The 11,464-nt window shown below is 60.6% G+C and carries 13 protein-coding genes; 5 read left to right on the forward strand and 8 right to left on the reverse strand.

Annotation, left to right across the window (positions count from 1 at the left end; genetic code table 11):
* Nucleotides 1-362: 362 nt before the first annotated feature.
* A complete protein-coding gene (gene syd, locus ACTJJ6_RS22280; protein ID WP_016929899.1) occupies nucleotides 363-911 on the reverse strand; it encodes a SecY-interacting protein in 549 nt (182 codons plus the stop codon).
* A 63-nt stretch (nucleotides 912-974) separates the two neighbouring features.
* Here syd and queF point away from each other — a divergent pair, with 63 nt between their 5' ends.
* The 3 genes from queF to xni all read left to right on the forward strand — a co-directional run bounded on the left by queF (nucleotide 975) and on the right by xni (nucleotide 4,190).
* Entirely contained in the window at nucleotides 975-1,820 is an 846-nt protein-coding gene (gene queF / locus ACTJJ6_RS22285; RefSeq protein ID WP_016929900.1) for an NADPH-dependent 7-cyano-7-deazaguanine reductase QueF, read from the forward strand.
* Nucleotides 1,821-2,012: 192 nt separating this feature from the next.
* Nucleotides 2,013-3,377: a nucleotide 5'-monophosphate nucleosidase PpnN gene (ppnN, locus tag ACTJJ6_RS22290; protein WP_021505658.1), complete on the forward strand. Its 1,365-nt coding sequence runs from the start codon at nucleotides 2,013-2,015 to the stop codon at nucleotides 3,375-3,377.
* Between the two features lie 54 nt (nucleotides 3,378-3,431).
* The gene (xni, locus tag ACTJJ6_RS22295) at nucleotides 3,432-4,190 is read left to right on the forward strand and encodes a flap endonuclease Xni (RefSeq protein ID WP_033639517.1); all 759 of its coding nucleotides are present in this window, start codon (nucleotides 3,432-3,434) and stop codon (nucleotides 4,188-4,190) included.
* 40 nt (nucleotides 4,191-4,230) lie between these two features.
* Here the strand turns inward: xni and rlmM are convergent, their stop codons facing one another.
* The 4 genes from rlmM to ACTJJ6_RS22315 form a co-directional block, all read right to left on the reverse strand.
* The gene (gene rlmM / locus ACTJJ6_RS22300) at nucleotides 4,231-5,334 is read right to left on the reverse strand and encodes a 23S rRNA (cytidine(2498)-2'-O)-methyltransferase RlmM (protein WP_004931897.1); all 1,104 of its coding nucleotides are present in this window, start codon (nucleotides 5,332-5,334) and stop codon (nucleotides 4,231-4,233) included.
* Entirely contained in the window at nucleotides 5,327-5,722 is a 396-nt protein-coding gene (locus ACTJJ6_RS22305) for a DUF423 domain-containing protein (RefSeq protein WP_004931896.1), read from the reverse strand. Before ACTJJ6_RS22305 ends, rlmM begins: the two co-directional genes overlap by 8 nt.
* Nucleotides 5,723-5,773: 51 nt before the next feature.
* On the reverse strand, nucleotides 5,774-6,691 hold the full coding sequence (locus ACTJJ6_RS22310) for a transcriptional regulator GcvA (protein ID WP_004931894.1): 918 nt from the start codon (nucleotides 6,689-6,691) through the stop codon (nucleotides 5,774-5,776).
* A 386-nt stretch (nucleotides 6,692-7,077) separates the two neighbouring features.
* Entirely contained in the window at nucleotides 7,078-7,302 is a 225-nt protein-coding gene (locus ACTJJ6_RS22315) for a YgdI/YgdR family lipoprotein (protein WP_028127531.1), read from the reverse strand.
* 196 nt (nucleotides 7,303-7,498) lie between these two features.
* Here ACTJJ6_RS22315 and csdA point away from each other — a divergent pair, with 196 nt between their 5' ends.
* Together csdA and csdE are read left to right on the forward strand one after the other, a co-directional pair.
* Nucleotides 7,499-8,704: a cysteine desulfurase CsdA gene (csdA, locus tag ACTJJ6_RS22320; protein WP_049299593.1), complete on the forward strand. Its 1,206-nt coding sequence runs from the start codon at nucleotides 7,499-7,501 to the stop codon at nucleotides 8,702-8,704.
* A gap of 19 nt (nucleotides 8,705-8,723) precedes the next feature.
* Nucleotides 8,724-9,158, forward strand: a complete 435-nt coding sequence (csdE, locus tag ACTJJ6_RS22325; protein ID WP_016929906.1) for a cysteine desulfurase sulfur acceptor subunit CsdE — start codon at nucleotides 8,724-8,726, stop codon at nucleotides 9,156-9,158.
* On the opposite strand, the gene tcdA is transcribed toward csdE, so the two are convergent.
* The 3 genes from tcdA to ACTJJ6_RS22340 form a co-directional block, all read right to left on the reverse strand.
* Nucleotides 9,149-9,955 (reverse strand): tRNA cyclic N6-threonylcarbamoyladenosine(37) synthase TcdA, encoded by an 807-nt coding sequence (gene tcdA, locus ACTJJ6_RS22330; protein WP_033639514.1) that lies wholly within the window; start codon nucleotides 9,953-9,955, stop codon nucleotides 9,149-9,151. The genes csdE and tcdA overlap by 10 nt on opposite strands.
* Nucleotides 9,956-10,039: 84 nt before the next feature.
* The gene (mltA, locus tag ACTJJ6_RS22335; protein ID WP_016929908.1) at nucleotides 10,040-11,176 is read right to left on the reverse strand and encodes a murein transglycosylase A; all 1,137 of its coding nucleotides are present in this window, start codon (nucleotides 11,174-11,176) and stop codon (nucleotides 10,040-10,042) included.
* Nucleotides 11,177-11,202: 26 nt separating this feature from the next.
* Nucleotides 11,203-11,464: hypothetical protein (locus ACTJJ6_RS22340; RefSeq protein WP_223145765.1), on the reverse strand; the 262-nt coding region annotated here is incomplete at its 5' end.

The raw sequence follows: 11,464 nt of genomic DNA on the forward strand, positions 1-11,464 counted from the left end.
CTCCGTCCTGGAGGTGTCCCTGGTTTCTATCCTGAAACATCCTGGGCATCTCCTGACGCCATCCTTCGCTCTTGCCTGAGCGCATCCTTTTCTTCGTCCTGAAGCTGCATCATCCTGATGCTTTCCTGCTCCGCCGGTTCCGTTCCGGTAACGATAAGATCGCTTAAATTCCCCGGAATCACAAGGGTTTGGGAGACGTCTCACACTAAATTAAGCCTAAGAGTTATCCTAAAGAAATTCTAACCAATTGATCTGGATAACAATAATCTCATAGTCTGGAAAAAGGTGGGAAAAATTAAGAGCGATATCTCACAGCCCGTGTGAGAGATATCTCACACGGGCGACGGCGAATCCGCCGCGCTTCAGTCCAGCACCGGGCGCAGCGCATCGAGGAAATTCCCCAGCGTCGCCGCCAACAAGGTGCGCTTATCGCTGCCGAATTGTTCCAGCACCACGTTGCCGCTGACGTTGCACAGCGACACCATCGTCATCTCGGATTCGGTGGTCGCCAGGAACAGCGTTGGCGACAGCTTGAGACGTTTTTGCGTCACCAGATGACCGATCAGGTTCTCCTGCAGGCGGATAAAATCCTCCTCGCTCCAGACCTGCAGCAGGCTCAGGCGATGCTCCCCAAATTGCGCGCTCATGTCACCCGCGTATTGCTGCGTGTAGAAACGGTGCGCATCCGGCTGCAAACGCAGCTCCAGCGCGGCTTCTACCTTCTCCAGCGTCGCCGCCGGTTCGAAAGGCTGCGGCAACCACAGCACGTCGTCCTCGCGATTCTCCACGATGCAGGGCGACGGCACGCCGTACAGCGCCTGGCTGGCCGGCGCGTGGCCGCGCGCTTGCTGCCACAACTCGACATAGCGTTGAGTGAATTCACGCAGAGCGTGCGATACATCATGGTCCATATTCTTTCTCGCATACGTTAAACTGACGGCCATTGTACCTATCTCTGACCGAGGTGACAGCAGATGTCCTCCTATCAAGACCACCAGGCCCTGTCAGGGCTGACGCTGGGCAAACCCACCGCTTACCGCGATCGCTACGACGCCACGTTGCTGCAGGCGGTGCCGCGCAGCATGAACCGCGAGCCGCTGGGGCTGTATCCCGACAACCTGCCCTTCCACGGCGCCGACATCTGGACGCTGTACGAACTCTCCTGGCTGAACGCCAACGGGCTGCCGCAGGTAGCGGTCGGCGAGATCAGCCTCAACGCCGACAGCCTGAACCTGATCGAATCGAAAAGCTTCAAGCTGTATCTCAACAGCTTCAATCAAACGCCGTTCGCCGATTGGGAAATGGTGCGCAGCACCCTGCAGCGCGATCTGTCCGCCTGCGCCCAGGGCGAGGTCAGCGTCACCCTGTTCAGCGTCGAGCAGCTGGAAGACACGCCGATCGCCCGTCTGGCCGGCGACTGCATCGACCAGCAGGATATCCGCATCGACAATTATGAGTTCAGCGCCGACTACCTGCTGAACGCCGCCGGTGAAGAGGTGGTGGAAGAGCAATTGGTCAGCCACCTGCTGAAGTCCAACTGCCTGATCACCCATCAGCCGGATTGGGGCTCGGTGCAGATAAGCTATCGCGGCGGCAAGATCGATCGCGAAGCGCTGCTGCGCTATCTGGTTTCCTTCCGTCACCACAACGAATTCCACGAGCAGTGCGTCGAGCGCATCTTCAACGATCTGATGCGCTACTGCCGGCCGCAAAGCCTGACGGTTTACGCCCGCTACACCCGCCGCGGCGGTCTGGATATCAACCCGTGGCGCAGCAACGTCGCATTCGCTCCCGCGCACGGCCGCCTGGCGCGCCAATAAGTGCGAAACATTGCTCAACAACTGAGCTAACGAGCGGTTTATGTTGGTAAAAGCCCAGGGACGGCGGTAAGGTTAAAACGAGGCTGCGGCCGGGCAGAGCGCCCGCTGCGCCGCAGCACGCCAACCATAACGAGATGCTGTTTTGCTGCGTATGGATTACTACCGCCCCGCACCGGGTGCAAAGGAGTTACCTTGATTACACACATCAGCCCGCTTGGCTCTATGGATTTATTGTCGCAGCTGGAAGTAGACATGCTGAAGCGCACCGCCAGCAGCGACCTGTACCGCCTGTTCCGCAACTGTTCGCTGGCCGTGTTGAACTCCGGCAGCCAAACCGACAACAGCAAACAGCTGCTGTCGCGCTATGAAACCTTCGACATCAACGTGCTGCGCCGTGAGCGCGGGGTGAAGCTGGAGCTGGTCAACCCGCCGGAAGAGGCGTTCGTCGACGGCCGCATCATCCGTTCGCTGCAGGCCAACCTGTTCGCCGTGCTGCGCGACATCCTGTTCGTGCACGGCCAAATCGCCAGCGCCGGCCGTTTCCAGCACCTGAATCTGGAAAACTCGGCCCACATCACCAACCTGGTATTTTCGATCCTGCGCAATGCACGCACGCTGCATCTGGATGAAGATCCCAACATGGTGGTGTGCTGGGGCGGCCACTCGATCAACGAGAACGAATATCTGTACGCGCGCAAGGTCGGCAGCCAGCTGGGCCTGCGCGAGCTGAACATCTGCACCGGCTGCGGGCCGGGCGCGATGGAAGCGCCGATGAAAGGCGCGGCGGTCGGTCACGCGCAGCAGCGTTACCGCAACAGCCGCTTCATCGGCATGACCGAGCCTTCGATCATCGCCGCCGAGCCGCCTAACCCGCTGGTGAACGAGCTGGTGATCATGCCGGACATCGAAAAACGCCTGGAAGCCTTCGTGCGCATCGCGCATGGCATCATTATCTTCCCGGGCGGTGTCGGCACCGCCGAAGAGCTGCTGTACCTGTTGGGTATCCTGATGAACCCGGAGAACAGTGAACAGGTGCTGCCGCTGATCCTGACCGGGCCAAAAGAGAGCGCCGACTACTTCCGCGTGCTGGACGAGTTCATCATGAACACCCTGGGCGACGAAGCGCGCCGCCATTACACCATCATCATCGACGATCCGGCGGAAGTGGCGCGGCAGATGAAAAAAGCCATGCCGCTGGTGAAGGAGAACCGCCGCAACACCGGCGACGCCTACAGCTTTAACTGGTCGATCCGCATCGCGCCGGATCTGCAGCTGCCGTTCGAGCCGACCCATGAGAACATGGCGAACCTCAATCTTTATCCGAACCAGCCGCCGGAGCAATTGGCCGCCGCGCTGCGCCGCGCTTTCTCCGGCATCGTGGCCGGTAACGTGAAGGAAAACGGCATCCACGCCATTGAGCAGTTCGGCCCGTACAAGCTGCACGGCGAACCGCAAATGATGAAGCAGATGGACAGCCTGCTGCAGGGCTTTGTTGCCCAGCACCGCATGAAGCTGCCGGGCAGCGCCTATGTGCCCTGCTACGAAATCGTCGCCTGACCCTCAATCCCGGGCGGCGTAACGGCCGCCCTGTTTTTTCTGACCTAACCGCCCATGATGATACACCTACTGATTGTCGACGCCCTGAACCTCATCCGCCGCATTCACGCCGTGCAGGGCTCCCCTTGCGTCAACGCCTGCCGCCACGCGCTGCAGCAGTTGCTCCAGCACAGCCGCCCAACTCACGCGGTGGCGGTATTCGACGAGGACGATCGCAGCGACAGCTGGCGCCACCAAATTCTGCCGGACTACAAGGCCGGGCGCTCGCCGATGCCGGAAAACCTGCAGCAGGAGATGCCGCAGCTGCGCGAAGCCTTTGCCGAACTGGGCGTCGCCAGCTGGCATTCGCCCGGCAACGAAGCGGACGATCTGGCGGCCACGCTGGCGGCGAAGGTCGCCGGCGGCGGCCACCAGGTGACCATCGTCTCCACCGACAAAGGCTATTGCCAACTGCTGGCGCCGAACGTACAAATTCGCGATTACTTCCAGAAACGTTGGCTGGATATGCCTTTCGTGCAACAGGAGTTTGGCGTGCAGCCGCAGCAGCTGCCGGACTACTGGGGGTTGGCGGGGATCGGCAGCAGCAAGATCCCCGGCGTGGCCGGCATCGGGCCGAAGACCGCCGTGCTGCTGCTGCAGCAATCGGGTAATCTGGACGGGCTTTATCAGCACCTGGAGCAGGTGCCGGAGAAATGGCGCGGTAAGCTGGAGCAGCACCGCGAGCTGGCCTACATCAGCAAACGGGTCGCCACGCTACGCACCGATCTGTCGCTGGACGGCAACCTGCAGCAGCTGCGCCTGCCGATACAATAAGGGCGCTGCAAGCAGCGCCCTTCATTAAGGCTTCACGCGGTTAATCGCGCTCGTCGCGGCGGCCCGGCACCGCCGACCACATGCGGCGCACGTGTACGGTGATCTCTTCGCGATCGTGATACAGCTGCTTGGCGTGCACTTCAGCGCTGATGCCGGCGGCGCCCAGCGCTTCGCGGATGCTCATCAGGTTTTGCGACACTTCCTCGTAGCGCTTTTTCATCGGCAGCTTGAGGTTAAAGATCGCTTCACGGCACCAGCCTTTCACCAGCCACTGAATCATCAGGCTGGTCACCTTCGCCGGTTTCTCCACCATGTCGCACACCAGCCAGTAGATCTTGCTGCTGTTCGGCTCGAACTTGAAGCCGTCGGCGCGGTGGTGCGTCACCTGGCCGGTTTCCATCAGGCTTGGCGCCATCGGGCCGTTATCCACCGAATGCACCATCATGCTGCGTTTCACCAACTGATAGGTCCAGCCGCCCGGGCAGGCGCCCAGATCGACCGCGTGCATGCCGCTGGCCAGGCGCTCGTCCCACTCGTCGGCGGGGATGAACACGTGGAAGGCTTCTTCCAGCTTCAGCGTCGAGCGGCTCGGCGCATCGGCCGGGAAGCGCAGACGCGGAATGCCCATGTAGAACGGCGAGTTGTTGTTGCTGTAGGAGTAACCGACATAGCAGCAGCCCGGCGCGATGAAAAACACATGCACCACCGGGCGAGTCGGGTTCTCGCGCGCCATCAGCACCTTCTGCTCGCGCATCGCGGCGCGCAGCGGCACCGTCAGCTTGCGGCAGAACTTCATCAGCTCTTTGCTTTCGTTGGTGTCCGGCACTTCCACCCGCAGCTCGCCGCCGCGATCGACTACGCCGATCAGCATGCCGACGATCGGCGATACCCGATCTTCCGGCGGCAGATCGCGCAGCAGCTCACCCACCACGATCATCTGGCGGGCGAAAATCAGTTCGCGGAACGGAATCTCCCGCGCCAGGCGATCGGCATCGTCCGGCTGGTAGCATTCGAACAGCACGTAACCGCTGTGCTCTTTTACCCGCGCAAAGCCGTAAATCTCCAGCTGGGCGGCTTTATCGGTGATCTCCGCCGCACACTCTTTTTCGAAGCCGGGGCGGCAATACAACGCAATCTTATTCATGGCGCTCGGCCTTTTTCCTCAGACGCAAAGCGCCAATCAACATCAATATCCAGCCGATCAAGAAGCACACGCCGCCAACCGGCGTGATATATACCCAGACCTTCAGGTGCGACAGCGCCAGGCAATAGAGGCTGCCGCTGAACAACACGGTGCCGAACGCCAACAGCGCTCCGCTCCAGTAAAACCACAGGCTCACGCGGCGCTGCATCGCGACCGCCAGCGCCAGGATGGCCAGGGTGTGGAACCCCTGATATTCCAGCCCGGTGCGGATCCAGGCCATTTCGTTGGCGCCTAGCGTGCCGCTTAACACATGCGCGCCGAATGCGCCCAACGCGACAAACACAAAGCCGCTGATAGCGGCGAAAACCAGCATGGAACGGCTGCTCATCGTGATCTATCCCATTAAAAATCACCGGCCGCGACAAGGCGGCGGCCGGCCTTATTGTTCGTAGCGGAAGCGGAACTTCTCTTGTTCGCTGGCGGCGCGCGCCAGGATCCACTGCCGGAAGGCGGCTATTTTACCCAGTTCTGCCTGGCTGTCATGACATACCAGATAAAAAGCGTTTTTACTGACCAGCACATCGTTGAACGGGCATACCAGGCGACCGGCTTCGATCTCGGTTTGCGCCATCACGTTATTCACCAGCGCCACGCCCTGGCCGTGCACCGCCGCCTGCACCACCATGGCGCTGTGGCTGAAGATCGGCCCCTGCTGCACATTGATGTGTTGCAACCCCAGCTGGCGCGTATAGGCCAGCCAGTCGCGGCGTGAAACGTCATGCAGCAACGTATGATAAGCCAGATCGTCTGCGGTTTTCAGCGGATGATCGCCGGTCAACAGGCTCGGCGAACAAACTGGCAGCAGATATTCCGCATACAGGCGCTCGGCGCGCAGCCCCGGCCAATTGCCGCGGCCGTAGAAAATCGCCACATCGACGTCGTCCGCCAGCTTGTCTTCTTCGCGGTCCACCGCCTGGATGCGCACATCGATCCCCGGATAAGCTGAGTTAAAGCCGGAAAGGCGCGGCACCAACCACTGAATGGCGAAGCTCGGCGGCAGACTGACGGTTAATGCCCCCTTGGCGCTGCGCGCCTGCAGCTTGCGCGTCGCCTCGTTGATCGAAGAGAAGATCTCCTTGATATCGAGGTAGTAACTTTGCCCCTCTTCGGTCAGCAGCAGCGAGCGGTTGCGCCGACGAAACAGCTTCAGCCCGAGGAAGTCCTCCAGCGACTTGATCTGGTGGCTCACCGCGGCCTGGGTCACGAACAGCTCTTCCGCCGCCTTGGTGAAACTCAGGTGGCGAGCGGCCGCATCGAACACGCGCAGCGCATTGAGGGGAGGTAAGCGTTTAGACATTAAATTAGCTACTTTTGTGTAACATTAATCCGAATGATTCGGCGCCGAAAATCGGGCGGCTTTACGTGGCAAGCCATCGGTAAACGCTAACGGCGTATTGCCATTAGTTTTTTTTATCCGAGCCATTATAATTTGTCCGTTGAGGATGCGCCAGCAAATACCTATAGTGGCGGCACTTCCCGGGCCGGAACGAAAAGGGAGTGGGTGTCGAGGACGCCGATGAACTTTTGGCTTGTGGTTGTGATGTTGTGTTTGCAAATTGTCCGGCGATTCCGGACATGGTAGCTAGGCTACTGTTTTTTCACTTCCTGTACATTTACCCTGTCTGTCCATAGTGATTTTATGCAGCACCGCAAAACTTGCGGTGCTTTTTTTTTGCCTGACGCTTATTGGTCGCTTTCAACCATCTCTTTCACATCGGCGCGGTTGATCTGTTGCTCGACGCCGTTGGCGTCTTTATAGCTGATCATGCCGGTATCGTTATCCACTTTAGGCTTGCCGTCAGCAACAATGGTGCGTCCGTCATTGGTATGCATCACGTAGTTGCTGGAACAGGCGGCCAGGGTGAACGTAAGCATCAGGGCAGAGAGAACTGCGGCTGTTTTCTTCATTGAGGACTCCTTTGTAGTTTTAAATGCTGATAAATACCTTTTGTGTGTATAAATGCGATTAATAAGCGCACATTTAATAGCATAACAAACTTTCTCAGTTTTGCCAGGCGATAAGTCCTAATAGGCAGGATCGCTTGTCTCCGGCGGCAAAATAGGACAGGATCACCCATCGACTCAAGCCAGTGACAATCAAGGTATGACGCCTTTTAATCCCAGCCTTTTTCGCCAACAGTTTCCCGCGCTCGCGCAGGACGGTATCTATCTGGACAGCGCCGCCACCGCATTGAAACCGCAGGCGGTGATCGACGCCACGCAGCAATTTTATCGCGATGACGCCGCCACCGTGCACCGCAGCCAGCATCGGGCGGCGCAGGATCTGACCGCCCGCTTCGAGCAGGCGCGCGGCCAGGTGGCGCAACTGATCCATGCACCGTCGGCCGACGACATCGTCTGGACGCGCGGCACCACCGAGGCGATCAACCTGGTGGCGCAGAGCTACCTGCGCCCGCGTCTGCAGCCAGGCGACGAAATTCTGGTGAGCGAAGCGGAACACCACGCCAACCTGATCCCCTGGCTGATGGTGGCGGAACAAACCGGCGCGCGGGTGGTGAAACTGCCGATCGGCGCCGATCGGTTGCCGGATTTGACGCAGCTGCCCGCCCTGCTCAACGACAAAACCCGCCTATTGGCGCTGGGGCAAATGTCCAACGTCACCGGCGGTTGCCCAGATCTGGCGCCGGCTATCGCGCTGGCCCATGCCGCCGGCGCGCGCGTGATGATCGACGGCGCCCAGGGCGTGGTTCACGGCCCGGCCGACGTACAGCGACTCGACATCGATTTCTACGCCTTCTCCGGCCACAAGCTGTATGGCCCGACCGGCATCGGCGCGCTGTACGGCAAAGCCGAACTGCTGGCGCAGATGGCCCCGTGGCAAGGCGGCGGCAAGATGCTGACCCAGGCATCGTTCGACGGCTTTACCCCGCAAAAGCCGCCGCACTGCTTCGAAGCCGGCACGCCAAACATCGCCGGCGTGCTGGGGCTGGCCGCCGCGCTCACCTGGCTCAGCGAACAGGACATGGCGGCGGCGGAGCGCTACAGCCGCGAGCTGGCGGACCAGGCGGAACAACGGTTGGCGCAGCTGCCGGGCTTTCGCAGCTTCCGCAGCTCCGGCTCCAGCCTGCTGGCGTTCGACATCGCCGGCGTACACCACAGCGACATCGTCACGCTGCTGGCGGAGCAAGGCATTGCGCTGCGCGCCGGCCAGCACTGCGCGCAGCCGCTGATGGCGGCGTTAGGCGTCAGCGGCACGCTGCGCGCGTCGTTCGCCCCCTACAATACGCAACAGGACGTCGATACGCTGGTCAGCGCGTTGACTCACGCCCTCGATCTGCTGGCCGACTGACTTGACTCCCGGAGACGCTATGCTCGCCCCCCATCCTTTTGGCCGAGAGATCACCGCCGAAGCCTTGATCGCCACCTTCAGCGCGCTGAAACAGTGGGAAGACCGCTACCGCCAGCTGATTATGCTCGCAAAACGGCTGCCGCCGCTGCCGGAGGCCTTGCGCAGTGAAGAAATGGAATTGAGCGGTTGTGAAAACCGCGTCTGGCTGGGGCACCAGTTACTGGAAGACGGCACGCTGCATTTCTATGGCGACAGCGAAGGCCGCATCGTGCGCGGCCTGCTGGCGGTGCTGCTGACCGAAGTGGAAGGGAAAACGCCGCCGCAGATCGCCGCATTGGATCCGCTGGCGTTGTTCGACCGCCTGGCATTGCGCGCGCAGCTGAGCGCCACCCGCGCCAGCGGCCTGGCGGCGTTGGCCGCCGCCGTGCAGGCGATCGCCGCCCGTTACGCCTGACGTGCCGCCTTCGCCAGCATCTTTTTCAGCGCGTGCGACACGGCGACGAAGCCGAAGGTGGCGGTGACCATAGTCGCTGCGCCGAACCCCGCGCTGCAATCCATTCTTTTTGGCCCTTCCGCCGTGCTGCGCGAAGCGCATACCGAGCCGTCCGGCTGCGGATAAACCAGCGGCTCGCTGGAGAAGACGCAGTCGATGCCCAGCTTGCCCTTGCCGTTTTTCACCACGTTGAAATCGTGCTTCAGCCGCTCGCGCAGCTTGGCGGCCAGCGGATCCTGGATGGTTTTGGCCAGATCGGCCACTTCAATTTTGGTCGGGTCAATCTGCCCGCCGGCGCCGCCGGTGGTCACCACCGGGATCTTGAATCGGCGGCAGTATGACAGCAGCGCCGCCTTCGGCCGCACGCTATCGATCGCGTCGATGACGTAGCTGAAGTTATGGTCCAGCAGCTCGGCGACATTGTCCGGGGTGATGAAATCGTCGATGCAGGTCACCCGGCATTCCGGATTAATCGCCAGGATACGCTCCGCCATCACCTCGGTTTTCGATTGCCCGACGTGCTGGCGCAGCGCGTGGATCTGGCGGTTGGTATTGGTGACGCAAACATCATCCATGTCGATCAGGGTAATGGCGCCGATGCCGGTGCGCGCCAGCGCCTCAGCCGCCCAGGAACCCACGCCGCCGATGCCGATCACGCAGACGTGCGCCTGCGCGAACACCGCCAGCGCCTGCTGGCCGTACAACCGCGCCGTGCCGCCGAAACGCTGCAGATAGGCTTCCGAATAAGCTGTACTCATAACGCTTTAATTACCTTCATAATGCAAATGATAAGGGCCGGAAAATCCGGCCCTTGCGGGTCAATCTTTTCACGCCGTATGCGTTTAGCGGGTGGCCAGCAACGAACCGCCGCGGTTTGACTGATTGGCGCTGAACAGCTGGCCACCGCCGTTGTTCTTCAGCACCCAGACGCGGCCGTAGTGGTTGTAGTACCCCGCCGAGTGGCCGGCTTCCGGCCCGATGCCCTGATACATGTCAAAATGCTGGCCCTTGATGGCGCCGCCCACGTCGAGCGCGACCATCAGACGCATCTCGTATTTTCCCGTGAATTTACCCTTGTTGTCCAGCAGCGGCACTTCGGCCAGCAGCGTAGTGCCCGCCGGGATCAGTGAACGGTCGGAAGCCACCGAGGCTTTGGCGATCAGCGGCACCGCGCTGGCGCCCTTCACCGGCGCAAAAGCTTCCGGACGGAAGAACACGAACGACGGGTTCTGCTCCAGCAGCTCACGCACCTCTGCGGCGCTGTGGGTATCCGCCCACTGACGGATCGCCTGCATCGACATGTCCGCCTTGGCCACTTCGCCACGATCGATCAGCACCTTGCCGATGCTGCGATAGGCATGGCCGTTCTTGCCGCCGTAGCCGAAAAACACCAGCGGCTGGCCGTTGCCGTAGTCGACATAGCCGCTACCCTGGACTTCCATCATGAAGTTGTCCATCAGCGAGTTGGTGTAAGCGATGATATAGCGATCGTCGAGCGCGCCGGAATAGATGCCCGCGCGATCCGGCAAGCGCCCCCTGCCCTTCGGCGGCATGCGGTACAGCGGATAGCGGAACTCGCCCTGTTGGGTATAGCGCGCCTGCACCACCGGCGTATAGTAGCCGGTAAACTGCACGTTGCCGTAATTGTCGACGCCTTCCATCTGGTAAGCGCTGAGGCCGTACTGGCTCAGCATGCGCGTGTCGGCGCCAGACGCCATCCAGCTTTGCACCGCCTGATAGGTGCTGTTGTTGCGGTTAAACAGCGAAGGCGACGCGTACTTGATCTCCATCAGCTGATCCGAGTAATCCTTGGCGTTGACCGGCGAACCTTTGGCGTTGGGCTGATTGACCAGCTCCAGCGATTGATCCAGACGGCCGTCCTTATATTGCTGACCCCGATCGGTCGGCTTGGACGAACAGCCCGCCAACACCGCCACCATCAACCCGCCCAGCAGGTATTTGCCCCAACGTCCTTTCATCGCGCACACTCTCAAACTGATATGATCTACCGGCTGAACGATAACAAACGCTCATTGATAAAGGAATCGCTGCAAATAAAAAAAGCCGCCCGGAGGATGGTGATGAAAAAGAAGGCAAATTGCGGGCAAATCCAGCAGAAAAACGGGTTTAGGCCAATAAAATGCAAAAAGGGTTTGCAACAAAACGCATGGAGAGTATAGTGCGCATCCATCGGACGCGGGGTGGAGCAGCCTGGTAGCTCGTCGGGCTCATAACCCGAAGGTCGTCGGTTCAAATCCGGCCCCCGC

The sequence above is a fragment of the Serratia sp. 22278 genome (assembly GCF_052045405.1).
GTDB lineage: Bacteria > Pseudomonadota > Gammaproteobacteria > Enterobacterales > Enterobacteriaceae > Serratia > Serratia marcescens.